Origin of the sequence: Streptomyces sp. NPDC059373 (assembly GCF_042751495.1) — a bacterium.
Classification (GTDB): Bacteria; Actinomycetota; Actinomycetes; order Streptomycetales; family Streptomycetaceae; genus Actinacidiphila.
Genome location: NZ_JBHYXC010000031.1, coordinates 52,050 through 68,390 on the forward strand (window position 1 = coordinate 52,050; position 16,341 = coordinate 68,390).

Sequence of the window (16,341 nt, forward strand, 5' to 3'; positions counted from 1 at the left end):
GGCTCAGTGCAGCGGGCTGTGCATCAGACCGTCGAGCACATCTGCGCCGAGACGGTCCTTGAGGTCGTCGGTGAACACGCCGTCGACGAGGATGAACGCCATCCGGGCCGAGGAGTCGGTGCGGTTCTCCCAGCGGTGGTCGGTGCCCCGCTGGACCACCACGTCGCCTGCGCGCAGCGTGGTCTCGGTGTCGTCCAGGACGAGGACGACCTCGCCGCTCAGCACGATGCCGTAGTCGACGGACTGGGTGCGGTGCGTCGGGGAGATCACGCCCGGCGGGAACTCGTTGACGCGGATCTTGGTGCCGTTCGGGGACGGCGGCACGGTCAGCGAGATCTCCGTCGGGTCGGGCTCGTCCGGGGCGATCGGCGCCGGCATGGCGGCGGTCCCCCACATCTCGTAGAAGTGCGCGCCGTCGGGGGCGGTACGGATCACCGGTGGCGGGCCGTCGGACAGGAAGACGGAGGTGCCGTCCTTGTCGTGGCCGGTCACCACACGGCGGGGGGTGTCGCTGGTCACGGGTCTCCTCTACGGGCGGCGGTACGCGGGCGTACGCGGGCGGCTATACGGGCGGCGCGCTGAACAGCACGTCCGGGTCGTTGAACTGCTCCTTGGCGACCAGCTCGCTCATCGGGTCGGCGGTGCCCCACTGGTCCTGGGTGATCGGGTCGTCCACGTCGTGCAGACCCGGGTGCCAGGTGTCCTCGTCGAGGACCGCGAGCTCGGTGGTGTACTCCACGGTGTTGCCGTGCGGGTCGTGGAAGTACGAGAAGGTGTTGTCGCCGGCGGTGTGCCGGCCGGGTCCCCAGGTCAGCCGGGTGCCGGCGCGCAGTGCCCGCCCGGTGCCGCGCATGTACTCCTCGACGCCGCGCATCTCGAACGAGGCGTGGTGCAGGGAGACATGGGGGCCGCGGGCGATGGCGAAGCTGTGGTGGATCGGGCTGCATCGCATGAAGTACATGAGCTCGCCCATGTGGTTGCTGTAGAGCGTGTCGGAGAGCCGGAAGCCGAGGTGCTTCTCGTAGAAGGCCTTGAGGGCCTCCGGGTTCTGGGAGTTGACCACGCAGTGCGACAGCCGGACCGGGATGGCCTCGCGCTCCTCGATCCTGCGGTGGGTGCGGGTCGCGACGTCGCTGGAGACCTCGACGACCCGGCCGTCGAGGTCGAAGAAGCGGAAGCCGTAGCCGCCGCCGGGGGTGTCGAGCGTGCCGGGCTCGGAGATGACCGTGACGTCGTCGTCGGCGGTGAGCCGGGCGGCCAGCTCGTCGACGTCGGCGGCGCTGCCCGCGCCGAAGGCGACCAGGTCCATGCGCTTGTGCTGGTCCTTGCGGATGCGTACGACGTACTGCTCGGGGCTGCCCTCGGCGGCGAAGAAGGCGATGCCGCTGTCGTTGGCGATCTCGGTCAGGCCCCAGGTGGAGCCGTAGAAGGCGCGCTGCGTGTCGAAGTCCGGTACCGCCAGGTCGACATGGCGCAGGTGGGTGATGGGCTGGAAGGTCACGGTGGTGTCAGCTCCTAGGCGGTGACGTCGGGGACGCAGGTGTTGCGCTGGCTGCCCAGCCCGGTGATCTCGGCCTCCATGACGTCGCCCGGCTTCAGGAAGGTCCCCCAGTGCGCCCCGTTGCCGGCCGGGGAGCCGGTGAGCAGCAGGTCGCCGGGGCGCAGGGTGGTGGTGGCGGACGCGTACTCGATGAGCCTCGGGATGTCGAAGATCATGTCCTTGGTGGACTCGTCCTGCCGTACGACGCCGTTGTGCCGCAGGGTGATCCGTACGTCCGACGGGTCGGGCACGAAGGCGGCGGGGACCAGGAAGGGGCCGGTCGGCAGGAAGGTGTCGGCGTTCTTGGCGGTGAACCAGTCGGTGCCGATGGCCTTGAGGTCGGGCCGGTAGAGCCGGTCGCGGGTGGTGATGTCGTTGCAGATCGTGTAGCCCGCGACGTACGACATGGCGTCCGCGCGGCGGATGTGCCGGCCCTCGCGGCCGATCACCAGGGCGAGTTCGAGCTCCCAGTCGTGCTGCTCGCCGAGCGCCGGGAGGATCACGTCGTCGTACGGTCCGGTGATGGCGCGGGGGCTGCCGAGGAAGATGTACGGGACGCCGTTGCGGGCGCGTTCGTCCATCATCTTCTCGGCGTCGGCGCGGGCCTCCTCGCGGGTGGCGCCGTGCACGCTCTCCCGCTCGGCGGCGACCAGGTCGACCACGTGGCGGCGGTAGTTGGCACCGCTCTGCAGGATCTGGCCCGGCTCCAGGGGCGCGTGGATTCGCAGGTCGGCGAGGTCGTACCAGGAACCGCCGGGGTCATCGGCGAGTGGGCGCAGCCGTACCAGCGAGGCGTCCCAGTCCCTCACCAGCGTGGCGACATCGGGCGCCAGGTCGGACACGTCACGCACCTGCCGTCCGGTGACCAGGCCGGGGAAGGGCGCGCCGGCGCCGGCCCCGAAGGTGCCGAGGGCGAACGGTCCGGCATGGGTGGGCAGCGGGAGTGGATCGGGCACGGGTGCTCCTCGGATCGGGGCAGGAGGTTTCAGCGTCGCTCCGGCCACGCTAGGCAGCGCCGTGGCGGCAGCGGAAATACCCATCCGCGATGCCTGTCATCAGGTGGCGGATGGCCAGGTGGAGGCGGGGCCGAACGGCCCATCACCGTGCGGGATGGATGACCACTCGCTTGCCGATGACTCGATCCGTTGACTGTGCATCAACGTGCGAAGGAAGGTCGGGCCAGGCACCGACCGGAACCGAGGAGCACACGTGATCGTCGAGCACGCCGAACTGGCCGTTCAGGCCGGCCGTGAGGAGGAGTTCGAAGCCGCCTACCAGGAGGCCCGTAAGGTGATCTCCCAGGCCGAGGGCTTCCACTGGGTGGAACTGCTGCGCGGTGTGGAGCGCCCCGGCGTCTATCTGCTGCTGGTCGGCTGGGACTCCGTCGAGGCTCACAACGTGGGCTTCCGTGAGTCCGAGCGCTTCCTGCGGTGGCGGGAGCTGATCGGGCCGTTCTTCGCCTCGCCGCCGGACGTGGAGCACTTCGACGCCCTCGGTACGCGTTTCTCCGGCTGATCCTTTCGAACTCCTATCTGTTAAGGAACGACCCATGGCTGTCTCGAAGGTGCTCGTCGTCGGCGGCGGCATCACCGGAAGCGTGCTGTCCCTCGCGCTGGCCCGGCGCGGTGTGTCCGTCGATCTCGTCGAGATTTCGCCGCAGTGGTTCGGCGTCGGCCACGGGATCACGGTGCAGGGCAACGCGCTGAAGGCGCTGCGCGAGGTCGGCGTGCTCGACCGGGTGCTCGAGAAGGCCGTCCCGTTCAACCACATGCGGCTGCGGCAGGCGGACGGCTCCCTGATCGTCGAGCTGGCCACCCCGCACACCGGCGGTGACGATCTGCCCTCCACGACCGGCGCACTGCGCTCGGACCTGCAGGACGCGCTGTGCGACGCCGTCTACGCGGCCGGGGTGCAGGTACGCCTCGGGCTGAGCGTCGAGACCTTCGAGCAGTCGCCCGACCACGTCGACGTCGTCTTCACCGACGGCTCGACCGGCCGGTACGACCTGGTGGTCGGCGCCGACGGCCTCAAGTCGCACATGCGCGCCCTGATGGGCATAGAGACGCTCCCCGAGCCGGTCGGCATGAGCATCTTCCGGGTGGTCGCGGACCGTCCGGCCGAGATGGACTGCGCCGAGGTCTACTACGGCGGCCCGCGGTACAAGGCCGGGTACAGCCCGATCTCCGAGGACAAGTGCTACGCGTATCTGCTGGACGAGAATCTCGACGCGTCGCTCATCGGTCCCAGGGCGCCGCTGTCGCTGCTGCGCGAGCGCGGCGCGGGCTACGGCGGCATCTGGGGCCGGATCCTGGAGGCACTGCCCGAGGACACCACGGTCGACTACCGCTGGATCGAGGCCGTCCTGGTCGAGGCCCCCTGGTACCGCGGCCGGATGATCCTCATCGGTGACGCGGTGCACGCCTGCCCGCCGCTCATCGCCCAGGGCGCGGCGATGTGTACCGAGGACGCCGTCGTCCTGGCCGAACTGGTCACCGGGGACGGCCCGGTGGAGACCGCCCTCAAGGACTTCATGGCCCGCCGGATGCCACGGGTGCGTACGGTCCTGGAGAACTCGCTGCAGCTGGCCGAGTGGGAGATCCACCCGGAGACGCCGGGCGCCGACCCGGGCCGCATCATGCAGGACACCCTCACCTTCCTCCAGGCAGAGGCGTGATGACGATCCCGACGCCGGTCATCGACTTCCACGGCCATCTGGCCGTGCCCGCCGCCAACGCCCTCGTGGCCGGCACGCCCGGCTTCGCCGCGGAGCTGGCCGCCGAGCAGCGGTCGCACTCCCCCGAGAGCCTGGCCGCCAACCAGGCACAGCTGGGCCGCCTCGGCCCGCAGCTCACGGATGTCGCGACCCGGCTCGCCGAGCTGGACGCGATGGGCGTCGACCTCCAGGTCGTCGGCCCCATGCCCATGCACCACTACTGGGCGGACCGCGAGCTCGCCGCCCGGCTGGCGCGTACCACCAACGAGGCCGTCGCCGCGCACTGCGCCCAGGCCCCGGACCGGCTGGCCGGCCTGGGCACGGTGCCGCTGCAGCACCCGTACCTGGCGGTCGCCGAGCTGTCCCGGGCGGTGTCGGAGTACGGGCTGCGCGGGATCAGCGTCTCCACGACGGTGGACGGCCGCGAACTGGCCGACGAGCGCCACGACCCGGTGTGGGCGCGCGCCGAGGAAGTCGGCGCGATCGTCTTCGTCCACCCGTGGGGCTGCTCGCTGGCCGAACGGCTGGCCACCCACTACCTCGGCAACACGGTCGGGCAGCCGGTGGAGACCACGGTGGCGCTGTCCCATCTGATCTTCACCGGGGTCCTGGACCGCTTCCCGGGCCTGAAGCTGGTGGTGGCGCACGGCGGCGGCTATCTGCCCACGTACGTCGGGCGCTCCGACCATGCCTGGCAGGCCCGGCCGGACGCGCGCGGCTGCCGCGAGAAGCCCAGCAGCTATTTGCGCCGGATGTGGTTCGACGCCTTGGTCTACACCCCGCAGGGGCTGCGCCAGCTGGTGGACGCGGTCGGCGGCGACCGGGTGGTTCTGGGCACGGACTACCCCTTCGACATGGGCGTGGACGATCCGCTCAAGCGCCTGGACGACGCCGGGTTCGCCCCGGCCGAGCGGGACGACATCGCCGGCGGAAACGCGGCACGGCTGCTGGGAGGGCTGAGCTGATGGACACAGCGGACGCGACGGAGGAGGAGCTGGCCAGGGCCCGCTCCGCGTACCGCAACCGGGGCCGATGGGGTGCCGACGACGTGCTCGGCACCCTCAACTTCCTCGACAACGGCAAACGCGCCCACGCCGCGAGCCTCGTCCGCCGCGGCAGACCGGTCTCCCTCGCGGCCGCCGGTGCCCGCTGGCACACCGACGGGCATGCCGCGGAGGGCTTCACCGGTCGCGGCGTGCTCCTCGACGTGGCCCGCGTGGTCGCCGGCCCGGGCAGGGAGCTGCCGGACGGTTTCCCCGTGCGCGAGGAGCACCTGCGCCTCACCATCGAGGCCCAGGGCGCCACCTCCTCCGTACGCCGCGGCGACATCGTGCTGGTCAGGACCGGGCAGCCGGCCCGCTGCCGCCGCCTGGACAACTGGAGCGGCTACGAAACCGGGCCCGCCGCCGGCCTGTCCTTCAGCACGCTGGGCTGGCTGCACCGCACCGACATCGCGGCGGCCGCCACCGACACCGCGGGTTTCGAGGTGCGCCCGCACGAGTTCCCCTCCGCCTGCGTCGACCCGCTGCGCCAGATCGCCATCCCCGACCTGCGGCTGCCGCTCGGTGCCCGGTTCGACCTGGAGGAGCTGGCCGAGGACTGCGCCGCCGACGGCGTGTACGAATTCCTGCTGGTCGCCGCCCCGTTGCCGGTCAGGGACCACGATTCGGTCGATGGATCACCCGTCAACCCGATTGCCATCAAGTGAGAGCCATGAACCGATTCACAGGCCGTCTGCACCTCCCGGGCCAGGACGGATACGAGGAAGCCCGCATCGGCCGGGTGTTCAACGCCCGGCGCCCCGGCCGCCGGCCTGCCGCCGTCCTCGAGGCGGTCTGCGAGCAGGACGTCGTCGAGGGCGTGCGGCTGGCGATCGAGCGTGGCTGGCAGGTCGCGGTGCGCTCCGGCGGTCACAGCTGGGCGGCCTGGAGCGTGCGCGACGAGGCGCTGCTGATCGACCTCGGCGGCCTCCGGGAGCTCTCGTACGATCCGGGGACCGAGCTCGTGACCGCGACGCCGTCGGTCAAGGGCGGGGACGAACTCAATCCGTATCTCGGGCAGTTCGGCCGCCTCTTCAACGGCGGGCACTGTCCGTCGGTCGGCATCGGCGGCTTTCTGCTGCAGGGCGGTCAGGGCTGGAACGCCCGTGGCTGGGGCTGGGCGGCGGAGAACATCGTCGCGATCGACGTGGTCACCGCCGAGGGCGAACTGGTCCGCGCCGACGAGGAGCACCACAGCGACCTGTTCTGGGCCGCCCGGGGCGCGGGCCCCGGCTTCTTCGGCATCGTCACCCGCTTCCACCTGCGCACCAGGCCGCTGCCGAAGCATCTGGCGCAGACCGTGCACGCCTATCCGCTGGACCTCTTCGACGAGGTGATGACCTGGCTGCACCACACCCACCACGAGGTCTCCGACCTGGTGGAGATCGTCGCCGTCACTCAGACCCCGCCGGACCCCCTCCCCGGCCACCCGGGCGGCGCGGTCCTCCTGGTCACCGGCGTCTCGATGACCGACACCCCGGAGCAGGCCGCCGAGGCGCTGGCCCCGCTGCACGCCAACCCGTACGCGGACCGGGCGCTGCTGCGCATCGAGGCGCAGCCCACCACCTTCGCCGAGCAACTGCACATGCAGCGCGTCGCCAACCCCGAGGGCCACCGCTATCTGGTGGACAACGCCTGGCTGCGGGGCACCGCCGAGGAAGTGGTCCCGGCGATGCGCAAGGCGTTCACCGACCACCCGACGCCGCAGACCTTCACCATCTGGTTCAGTATGGCGCCGCTGCGGGAGCTGCCGGACATGGCCTTCTCGATGCAGACGGAGATCTACTCGGCCACGTATGTGGTCTACAGCGACGAGTCGAAGGACGCCGAACACCGCGCCTGGCTCGACGCCGCGATGGCCGACCTCCAGCCGGTGACGGCCGGCCAGTATCTCGGGGACTCGGACTTCACCAACCGGCAGCTGCGCTTCATGGGCGACGAGCAGTGGGCGCGCCTTCAGGCGATACGGGCCGAGCGCGACCCGAAGGGCCTGTTCGCCGGCTACCTCACGGCCGCCGGACCGGCCATGAACACCAACCACTGGGAGCGATAGAGCATGCGTTTCGCCACGTACGAGTTTCAGGGCGCCGAGCGGGCCGGAGTGGTCCTGGAGGACCGGATCCACCCGCTGCCCGAGGGCGTCACCCTGCTCGCGCTCATCCAGGAGGGCGGTGACGCCCTGCGCGAGGAGGGCATCCGCGCGCTGGCGGGCACCGGGGCTGTGGAGCTGGCCGCCGTGCGGCTGCTGCCGCCGCTGCCCACCCCGCCGAGCATCCGTGACTTCGTCGGCTTCGAGGCCCATGTCGAGGGTGTCTCCAAGAGCCTGGACGGCCTGGAGCACGTCCCCGAGGTCTGGTACCGGGCGCCGGCGTTCTACTTCACCAATCCGCACGCCGCCGTCGGCGCGTACGACGACGTGCCGGTGCCGGAGAACTGCTCGGTGCTGGACTTCGAGATCGAGGTCGCCGCGGTGATCGGCCGCTCGGGCAGGGATCTCGAGGCCGGGCAGGCCCGCGACCACATCATCGGCTACATGGTCTTCAACGACTGGTCGGCCCGTGATCTGCAGAAGCCCGAGAAGGAGCTCGGCCTGGGCTTCTCCAAGGGCAAGGACTTCGCCAACACCCTCGGCCCCTGGCTGGTCACCGCCGACGAGCTGGAGCACCGCCGGGACGCCGACGGGTACCTCGACCTCGAGATGACCGTGACCCTCAACGGCACCCTGATCGGGCGCGACACCCTCGCGAACGCCTCCTGGACGTTCGAGGAGATGGTCGCCTACGCCTCGCGGGGCACCTGGGTCCGCCCCGGCGACATCCTCGGTTCCGGCACCTGCGGCTGGGGCGCCCTCGCCGAGCACTGGGGCCGCAACGGCGAACGTACGCCGCCGCCGCTGAAGCCCGGCGACCGGGTGACCCTGGCGGTGGAGGGCCTCGGCACGATCAGCAACCGCATCGTGCCGGGCGCGCCCGCCCACCCGCTCGCCCGCGCTCGCAAGCGGGGGCGCACCCCGCGCCCCTGACCCGGCGAGCAGCACGCGTGACCCCTGGGCCCGGCGGGGCCCAGGGGTCGGCTGCGTTGTCCGGGACGGGCGCGGAGGCGGAGGCGGAGGCGGAGGCGGGGCACGATTCGCCTCCCCGATGGCTGGCATCGCGTATCCGGCCGAATTCTGAGAAATTCCTTTCGACTCTTCCTCGGCCTGGTAACGATGGTTACGCTCACGTTTCATCGAAATGAATCCGGGGCTTGATCCTCATCCAGTCCTCGATCCCCCAAAACCCCCGATGAAGCGGGCCGAAGGAGAGCGTCCATGGGTCTCGGAGCGATCGACCTCAATCTGCTGGTTGCCCTTGAGGCCCTGCTCGAGGACCGGAATGTGACCCACGCGGGGGTTCGGCTTTCCACCAGCCAGTCCGCGATGAGCGGATCGCTGGCCCGGCTGCGCCGCCATTTCAATGACGAGCTGCTGGTGCGTGTGGGCCGCAATTACGAGCTGACTCCGCTGGCCGAGCGGCTGCTGCCGGTGGTCCAGGACACGCTGCGCAAGGCCGAGGAGGCGCTGTCCCTGACCCGGCAGTTCGATCCGGCCGAGAGCCGCCAGCGGTTCTCCGTGGTGATGTCGGACTACGCGATGACGGTGTTCGTCGAACCGCTGCTGCGGGTGCTGGCCGACGAGGCACCGGGCGTACGGATCGACTTCCACCCGCTGGTGCACGGCGAGCCCGAGAACGAGACGCATCTGCGCTGCCACGACGTGATGGTCGCGCCGCTGGGCTACAGCCTGCCGGGGATCAGCGAGACGGTCATGCACGACCGCTTCGTCTGCATCGTCGACCGCAACAACCGCAGGGTCAAGGACGGCCGGCTGACCCTGCGCGACCTGGCCGAGATGCCGCACGCCGGCGCCGGGTTCGGCAAGAGCCCCACCCCGGCCGGGCGGCAGCTGGAGACGCTGGGCATCACCCCCCGGGTGCAGGTCAGCACCCCCGGCTTCAGTGTGCTGCCCTTCCTGGTGGCGGGCACCGAGCTGGTGGCCCTGGTGCCGGAGCGGCTGGCCACCCGCTTCGAGCCGTTCGTCGGCTGTCTTGCCGTGCCGACCCCCTTCCCGGACGTGCCGCTCATCGAGGCGCTGTACTGGCACCACAACCGGCACACCGACCCCGGCCACCGCTGGCTGCGCGAGACCATCCGCCGGGTCGGCGCCGAGCTGGACGACAACGCGAACGCCGCTACGGCCGCCACGGCCGATGTTTCGACGCCCGACGAGCTGTCCCGCGTGCTGCCCTTCGCCCGGTCGGCCGCCAACACCGCCTGACCGGTGTGCCCGGCCGACCGACTCACCGGCCGGATGGCAGGCATACGAAGTACGAGTTTCCCCCGCCCCTTCCGCGTACGTAGCGTGAGCTGCGAGAACGCCGATCGCTGGAGGGAATCGTGAGCCGCAACCGCCTGCAGGGCAGGACCGTCGTCGTCACCGGAGCAGCGCAGGGCCAGGGAGCCGCGGAAGTGGAGGCCCTGGCCCGTGAGGGTGCCACGGTCATCGCGACCGATCTCCTCGACGAGGCCGGGCAGAAACTGGCGGAGGGGCTGCGGGCTGAGGGCCTGGACGTGCACTTCCACCGCCTCGACGTCACCCAGGAAGGTGACTGGCAGGCGCTGGTCGACTGGCTGACCCCGCGCCATGTGCCGCTGCACGGCCTCGTCAACAACGCGGGCATCCCCATGCGGGCCCGCCTCGGCTCGGTCCCCCTGGACGACTGGAACCGGGCCTTCGCCGTGAACACCACCGGGCCGCTGCTCGGCATCCAGGCCCTGGCCCCGCTGATGACGGCGCCGACGGGCGGCTCGATCGTCAACATCGGTTCCGTCGCCGGTCTCACCGCCCACCACGCGGTCGCGTACACCGCCAGCAAGTGGGCGCTGCGCGGGTTGTCCAAGGTCGCCTCGCTGGAGCTGGCGTCCCAGGGGATCCGTACGAACATCATCCACCCGGGCTACATCGAGACGCCGTTGATGACGAGCGCCAACCCGGCGTTCGTGCAGGCGCATCTCTCGCTGACCCCGCTCGGCCGGGCCGGCACGCCGGCCGAGGTGGCCCCGCTGGTGGTGTATCTGATCTCCGACGAGTCCGCGTATGTCAACGGCGCCGAGATCACCGTCGACGGAGGCTACGCGTCGCACGGCGGCACCAAGGTCATCGTGGACGCGGTCGACCGGGCGGCGGCCGCTGCGGCCGAGTAGCGACGCGGAAGGGCCCGGTCCAACGGGCCGGGCCCGACTCAGTGGGGGGGAGCAGGGTCACGCGAAGGCCGGCTCGGCGGCCCGGTCCTCGGTGGTCTCCGGGTTGGCCTGGGAGCGCAGGACGACGAGGACGATCACAGCGCCGACCAGGGAGGCGATCCCGCAGATCGTGGTGCCGACGCTGAGGCCGTGGGCCAGCGCGTCGCGGGCCGCGAGCTGGGCCGCCTGGCCCGCCGCCGGCACATTGACGACGGCCAGCGGGCCGCCCGCGGCGTTGATCGCGGCGGCGGCGCCGGAGAGCTTGCCGACCAGCATGTCGCCGGCCAGGCCCATGGCCACGGAGCTGATGACGGCCGGGCCCAGCGCCTGGCCGAACTCCCGCACCAGGCTGGTGGCGCCGCTCGCCATGCCGGTCAGGTGGGCGGGGACGGAGTTGACGGCGGCGGCGGTGAGCGAGCTGACCACGAAGATGAAGCCGATGCCGAGCAGCATCACCGGCCCGAGGAAGGCGGCCAGTGAGGTCGTGGTGATGGGCAGCGCGGACAGCCAGAACTGCCCGGCGGCCATGGGCAGCAGACCCGACAGGAGCAGCCAGCGCGGGTTGACCCCGCTGAGCAGGCGGCTGAGCACCGGCGCCATCAGCAGCGGGATCAGCTGCAGGATGACAAAGGGCATGCCCGCCCGGAGCGCGTCCAGGTGCATCACCGCGCCGAGCCGGATGCTGACGCAGTAGGCGGTGCCGATGAATCCGAGCATGCCGACCAGCGCGACTCCGGCGGCGCCCGCGAAGGAGGGGATCCGCAGCAGCGACAGGTTCATCATCGGCGACTGGGAGCGCAGTTCGGCCACCACGAAGGCCGCCAGGGCGAGGGCACCGACGACGAAGCAGCCGACGATCGGACCGGAACTCCAGCCGCGGTCCCCGCCCTCGATGATGGCCCACAGCAACGTGGTCAGCGCCACCGCGATGCTGACCTGGCCGGGCCAGTCCAGCGAACGGCCCTCGGGAGCCTTGGAGTCGGTGACCGACCGGAAGGAGATCGCCGCGCTGATCAGGCCGATCACCGCGGCGGGCAGGAAGGCGTAGCGCCAGTTCGCGTACGTGCCCAGCAGGCCGGACTGCAGCGGGCCGATCGCGGAGGCGAGGGAGATGCTCAGCGCCCAGGTGGACAGGGCCTTGGCGCGGTCCTTGGTGTCGGGTGTGGCGGCGGCGAGGACGGCGAGGGTGGTCGGGAAGATGGCGGCGGCGCCGACACCGGCGACGGCCTGGCCGATCCAGAGCGCGTGGATGTTCTGCGCGGTGGCGTTGATGAGTTCACCGGCGGCCAGCACGATGCCGCCGATGACCAGCAGCCGCTTGCGGCCGAACATGTCGCCCACGACACCGAAGTTCAGCTCCAGGATGGCCGTCGGCAGGATGAACGCCGAGGTGACCCAGGCGACCTGGGAGCCGGACGACCCGAAGGCGGAGGTGATGTTTCCGTTGATCGGGGACGGGATGGTGATGCACATCTGCGCGATCGCCACGGCCAGACAGCACGCTATGAGTGTGCCGCGGTCGAGGTGCGGCTTCTTTGCCTGCGTCGACACGGTGGTTGGTTCCCTTCCTTGCCTGTCACTTCGTTGCCTGTCGCTTTTCGCCTGTCACCGGCTGCGCCTACGGAGCGGTCTCGATCAGCTCGATGAGGTTGCCCTCGGGGTCGGTCACCCAGGCGAAGCGGTAGCCGGGCTGCGGCGACGGCCCCGGCTTCATCACCTCGCCCGCCCCGTGCGCGACCAGCGCCTCGTACACCGGGTCCAGCTCGGGCACGTTGACGGCGAAGTGCCCGTAGCCCTCGGTGAGGGCGGCCTCCAGCGGATCGGCGGCGCGCAGTCCGGCGCTGGAGCCCGTCCGGGCCAGCAGTTCGATACGCCAGCCGTGCTCGATGTTCTCCAGGACCACGGCCGACAGCCCGGGCCCCTCCAGGGTGAACTCGAAGTAGGTCCGCAGTCCGAAGGCCTGGCTGTACCAGGCGGTGGCCGCCGCCAGGTCCTTGACGTTCACGCCGACGTGGTCGAAGCGTGCGTGGTGCGCGTTGTTCATGTCAGCCCGCCATCGCGCTGTCGCCGCCGTCGACCATGAGGTTGGTGCCGTTGACGAAGGCCGCGTCGTCGGAGCAGAGGAAGGCCGCCGCCCGGGCGATGTCCTCCGGCCGGCCGATCCGCCCCACCGGGATACGTGCCTCCAGGGCCGCCTTCGGGCCGTCGGGGTCGTCCAGGAAGGGCGCGGTGGCCGCGGTGCGGATCATGCCGGGGGCGACGGTGTTGACCCGGATGTTGTGCTTGGCGCCCGCGGCGCACATGTGCATGCTCATCGAGAGCACCCCGCCCTTGGCGGCGGCGTGCGGCACCATCGGCATGAAGGGCGCGCCGCGCACGGCCGCCACGGACGCGACGTTGAGGACGGCGCCGCCGCCCCGGGCGATCAGGTGCGGCCAGGCGGCCTGCGTACAGAAGTAGGGGATGTCGAGCTCGTTCTTGATGGTGAAGTACCAGTCCTCCGGCGGCATGGTCTCGAAGTCGCCGTTGCGCAGCGCGGAGGCGTTGTTGTAGAGGATGTCGATGCCGCCGAAAGCCTCGATGCCGGCCTCGATCCATTCCTTCGCGCCCTCCGGCGTGGACAGGTCGACCGGGGCCAGCGACTTCATCACGCCGCCGGCCTTCTCCACCAGCGCCACCGTCTCGGCGTCCGCCTCGGGGTTGATATCGCAGCCGAATACGACGGCCCCCTCCGCCGCGAATACCTGGGCGGCCCCCCTGCCGATTCCCGCTCCGGTACCGCTGATGAAGGCGATTTTCCCGGTCAGCCGTCCCATACCGTGCCCTTCGTCCCTTCGCCGCCGGACTGCGGCCCGCGTGCAGCGTAATTTCGCTGTCTTTCGCCGGACAAGGCATTCCGGGGCGAAGGGCCATCGGGGCTTCGCATGGCAGGTATGCGGTGGCGGACCGTTCAGCCGATGCCGAGCTCCGCGAGCGCCCGCCGCTGCGCAGGGGACGGCCTGAGCGGCCAGTAGAGGTAGCAGACTCCCCCGGTGCCGCTGCGGACCTGGCCGCTCGCGTTATAGCGCTTGGTCCTCAGCCAGATCGTCTCGAATTGGGACCTTTTGTACACATGCCGGACCGCCGCGTCGTCGGCGCTCGCCGGGTCGTTGGCGATGACGTCGCCGTCCTCGGTGAAGCCGATGACGCTCATCAGGTGGCCGGAGGTGCCGTAGCCGGCGCCGTCGAGTTCGTCGGCGAGGAAGGACTGGGACGTTATCACCGGGATGCCGGCGCAGATCAGCTTCTCGACGTCGTTGAGGGTGTGCAGCCGGGTGATGATCGCGTTCATGTCGCGGTACGTGGCCGCGTAGGCGGCGTTGAAGGGCCAGTTGCCGCAGCCCTCGTACTGGTAGTCGTACGTGTAGCGGGCGGCGTGGTCCACCTGGGGGTCGGCGTAGGCCGCATCGACCCAGGCAAGCTGCTCGGCGGTGGGGCCCCGGCCCCAGTACTGGAGGACCATCGCGGAGGAGGTGGGGCTGCACCAGGCCTCGCCGCCGTTGTCGTACTGCGGGTACTGGCCCTTGTGGATCTCCTGGGAGAAGCGCGGCACGGGCAGCTCGACGCCACGGCCCTCGCCGGGTACGGAGGCGGGCACGGTGAACCGGTCGGGGATGTCGGAGGCCATCGCGCCGATCCGCCAGACGGTGGGGGTGAGGCGGGTGCCGGGCTTGCGGTAGAGGGTCAGGCGCAGTCGGTACGAGGCGAGGCGCAGGCCGCTCGCGGGGTCGTCGATGGAGAAGGTGTCGGTCCAGATGCTGCTCTTGCCGTCGCTCTGGTCGTCCACCGAGGTGCGCCGGATGTCGTCGTCACCGGCCGCCCACCGGCCGAGTACGTACCAGGGGGTGGCGGTGCCGTCGGTGTAGGTGCCGCTGACCTCGGTCTGGATCCAGGTGCCGGCGGGGGTGTCGGCGTTCCAGGAGGCGACCAACTCGCTCGCCGGGTACGGTGGAATGTGCACTGGTGAGGTCCAGGTGGCCATCTCCCAGGTGGCAGTGGTCCTGGTGTGGGGGTCGGTGTAGTCGGTGGTGCCGGTGGCATGGCCGATGACGAGGCCCGAACGCGGGTATTCCGCGGCCCGGGTGCCCTGAGGCCCGCCGCAACGCCAGTCGGAACCGCTGGTCCAGCCGTGGTAGTCCACGGGCGCCTCCTCCGTGGCGGCGGTGCTGTCGTCGGCCGCGCTGCTCACGTCGGCGCTGTTCACGTCCGCGCGCGGCGTGGCGAAGGCGGGAGTCGCGGTGGCGGCCGCGGCGGCGATCGCGGCGGCCAGGACGGTCCGGCGGGGTGTGGTTCTTGTCATGGGCGGTTCCCCCTGTCGTGAGCGGTGTGGCAGGTGCACAACTATCGCCGCAGTGCACGCCTTTGGACCAGAGTTCCGGGGCGGCCCCGAGGTGTTCATTGGTGGAGACCAATGACACTCAGCGAATGGATACCGCGCGAATTTGTCAAGGATGACGCCACCAGTTCGATTCCATTCATCATATTGCCTGACAATCTGATCGCTCTGACGGAGTGTCACCGCGCCGCTTACGGAATGGAGTGAGACAAAGAGACCATGAGACGAGGTGCCATCACCACCAGACGTAAGGCCATCGCCGGGCTGGCTTTGCTCCTCGCCGTGAGTGTCACCGGCGGGGAACAACCGGCCGCGGCCGCCGCGGCGGCCCCGGACGGCGGCTGCAGTTCCTCCGTCCCTTACCGGTCCGGGACGCAGGGCTATCACACCTTCCGTATTCCGGCCGTCATCCGGATCGGAAAACGCACGGTGCTCGCCTTCGCCGAGGGGCGCCGGAACTCGGCCGCCGACCAGGGCGACATCGACACCGTCCTGAAGCGGTCGTCCGACGGCGGCTGCACCTGGGGCCGGCTCCAGGTCGTCGCCTCCGGACACGGCAACACCTTCGGCAATCCGACGCCGGTCGCCGACCCGCGCACCGGCCGGATCGCCCTGCTGCTGTGCCGCACGGTCGGGGACGGATACGCCGACCTGGATCGCAACCGCCAGGTCTACGTCACCTCCAGCACCGACGGCGGCGCCACCTGGGCCCGCCCCCGCGACATCACCTCCCAGGTCAAGCCCGCCAACTGGACCTGGTACGCGACCGGGCCCGGCCATGCCATCGCGCTGCGGCACGGCCCGTACGCCGGGCGGCTCCTGGCCCCCGCCAACCACATGGCCACGACCGCCGCCGGGAATGTGTACGGCGCCCATTCCCTTTACAGCGACGACGGCGGCACGACCTGGCGCATCGGCTACATCGAGCAGGACCCCAGCGAGTGGATCAACCTCAACGAGAACTCCCTGGCCGAACTCCCGGACGGCCGTGTGTACATCAACGCGCGCGACGAGGGCGGCTTCTCCGATGCGACCCGCGCCGACGGGTACAGCTCGGACGGCGGGCTCACCGTGCAGGGCTTTTCGCCGCAGGAGGACCTGCAGGGACCCGTGGTGCAGGGCGCGGTGCTGCAGACCAGCGGCGGGGCGCTGCTCTACTCGGCCCCGGCCGACCCGGTCCGGCGTGCCCGGATGGCGGTCCGCGTCAGCCAGGACGGCGGCATCTCCTGGGCGACCGCCTGGACCGTCTCCCAGCGCCCCGCCGGTTACTCCGACCTGGTGGAGCTGGAAGGTGGCAGGGTCGGCCTGCTCTACGAAACGGGAGCGGACTCCCCGTACGAGACGATCACCTTCGCCCGTCGCTGAGATGGCGGCGTTGTGCGGCTGAACGGGT

The 16,341-nt window shown here is 70.7% G+C and carries 16 protein-coding genes; 9 read left to right on the forward strand and 7 right to left on the reverse strand.

Annotated elements, in window-relative coordinates:
* Positions 1-3: 3 nt before the first annotated feature.
* The 3 genes from ACFXJ5_RS30935 to ACFXJ5_RS30945 are packed head-to-tail and all read right to left on the reverse strand — an operon-like array spanning position 4 to position 2,496.
* Positions 4-519: a cupin domain-containing protein gene (locus ACFXJ5_RS30935; protein WP_384638282.1), complete on the reverse strand. Its 516-nt coding sequence runs from the start codon at positions 517-519 to the stop codon at positions 4-6.
* Between the two features lie 43 nt (positions 520-562).
* The gene (locus tag ACFXJ5_RS30940; protein WP_384638285.1) at positions 563-1,501 is read right to left on the reverse strand and encodes a VOC family protein; all 939 of its coding nucleotides are present in this window, start codon (positions 1,499-1,501) and stop codon (positions 563-565) included.
* A gap of 14 nt (positions 1,502-1,515) precedes the next feature.
* On the reverse strand, positions 1,516-2,496 hold the full coding sequence (locus tag ACFXJ5_RS30945) for a fumarylacetoacetate hydrolase family protein (protein ID WP_384638288.1): 981 nt from the start codon (positions 2,494-2,496) through the stop codon (positions 1,516-1,518).
* 253 nt (positions 2,497-2,749) lie between these two features.
* Between ACFXJ5_RS30945 and ACFXJ5_RS30950 the strand changes: the two genes are divergently transcribed.
* From ACFXJ5_RS30950 to ACFXJ5_RS30985, 8 genes are all read left to right on the forward strand, one after another.
* A complete protein-coding gene (locus ACFXJ5_RS30950; protein ID WP_384638291.1) occupies positions 2,750-3,055 on the forward strand; it encodes an antibiotic biosynthesis monooxygenase family protein in 306 nt (101 codons plus the stop codon).
* 34 nt (positions 3,056-3,089) lie between these two features.
* Positions 3,090-4,214, forward strand: coding sequence for an FAD-dependent monooxygenase (locus ACFXJ5_RS30955; RefSeq protein ID WP_384638294.1), 1,125 nt, complete (start codon positions 3,090-3,092; stop codon positions 4,212-4,214).
* Entirely contained in the window at positions 4,214-5,218 is a 1,005-nt protein-coding gene (locus ACFXJ5_RS30960) for an amidohydrolase family protein (protein WP_384638297.1), read from the forward strand. The genes ACFXJ5_RS30955 and ACFXJ5_RS30960 overlap by 1 nt, the downstream gene beginning before the upstream one ends.
* The gene (locus ACFXJ5_RS30965) at positions 5,218-5,961 is read left to right on the forward strand and encodes a cyclase family protein (RefSeq protein WP_384638299.1); all 744 of its coding nucleotides are present in this window, start codon (positions 5,218-5,220) and stop codon (positions 5,959-5,961) included. Before ACFXJ5_RS30960 ends, ACFXJ5_RS30965 begins: the two co-directional genes overlap by 1 nt.
* Positions 5,962-5,966: 5 nt before the next feature.
* Positions 5,967-7,346, forward strand: a complete 1,380-nt coding sequence (locus ACFXJ5_RS30970) for an FAD-binding oxidoreductase (protein WP_384638302.1) — start codon at positions 5,967-5,969, stop codon at positions 7,344-7,346.
* A gap of 3 nt (positions 7,347-7,349) precedes the next feature.
* On the forward strand, positions 7,350-8,315 hold the full coding sequence (locus ACFXJ5_RS30975; protein ID WP_384638305.1) for a fumarylacetoacetate hydrolase family protein: 966 nt from the start codon (positions 7,350-7,352) through the stop codon (positions 8,313-8,315).
* A 288-nt stretch (positions 8,316-8,603) separates the two neighbouring features.
* Positions 8,604-9,608, forward strand: coding sequence for a LysR family transcriptional regulator (locus ACFXJ5_RS30980; protein ID WP_384638307.1), 1,005 nt, complete (start codon positions 8,604-8,606; stop codon positions 9,606-9,608).
* A 119-nt stretch (positions 9,609-9,727) separates the two neighbouring features.
* Positions 9,728-10,534: an SDR family NAD(P)-dependent oxidoreductase gene (locus tag ACFXJ5_RS30985; protein ID WP_384638310.1), complete on the forward strand. Its 807-nt coding sequence runs from the start codon at positions 9,728-9,730 to the stop codon at positions 10,532-10,534.
* Between the two features lie 57 nt (positions 10,535-10,591).
* Here the strand turns inward: ACFXJ5_RS30985 and ACFXJ5_RS30990 are convergent, their stop codons facing one another.
* The 4 genes from ACFXJ5_RS30990 to ACFXJ5_RS31005 all read right to left on the reverse strand — a co-directional run bounded on the left by ACFXJ5_RS30990 (position 10,592) and on the right by ACFXJ5_RS31005 (position 14,912).
* On the reverse strand, positions 10,592-12,124 hold the full coding sequence (locus tag ACFXJ5_RS30990) for an MFS transporter (protein ID WP_384638313.1): 1,533 nt from the start codon (positions 12,122-12,124) through the stop codon (positions 10,592-10,594).
* A gap of 67 nt (positions 12,125-12,191) precedes the next feature.
* Positions 12,192-12,617, reverse strand: coding sequence for a VOC family protein (locus ACFXJ5_RS30995; RefSeq protein ID WP_384638315.1), 426 nt, complete (start codon positions 12,615-12,617; stop codon positions 12,192-12,194).
* 1 nt (position 12,618) lies between these two features.
* Positions 12,619-13,389: an SDR family NAD(P)-dependent oxidoreductase gene (locus ACFXJ5_RS31000; protein ID WP_384638318.1), complete on the reverse strand. Its 771-nt coding sequence runs from the start codon at positions 13,387-13,389 to the stop codon at positions 12,619-12,621.
* Between the two features lie 134 nt (positions 13,390-13,523).
* Positions 13,524-14,912: a peptidase C39 family protein gene (locus ACFXJ5_RS31005; protein WP_384638321.1), complete on the reverse strand. Its 1,389-nt coding sequence runs from the start codon at positions 14,910-14,912 to the stop codon at positions 13,524-13,526.
* Between the two features lie 255 nt (positions 14,913-15,167).
* Between ACFXJ5_RS31005 and ACFXJ5_RS31010 the strand changes: the two genes are divergently transcribed.
* Positions 15,168-16,313 carry an exo-alpha-sialidase gene (locus ACFXJ5_RS31010; protein ID WP_384638324.1) on the forward strand — a complete coding sequence of 382 codons (1,146 nt, stop codon included), beginning with the start codon at positions 15,168-15,170 and terminating at the stop codon, positions 16,311-16,313.
* Positions 16,314-16,341 lie beyond the last annotated feature (28 nt).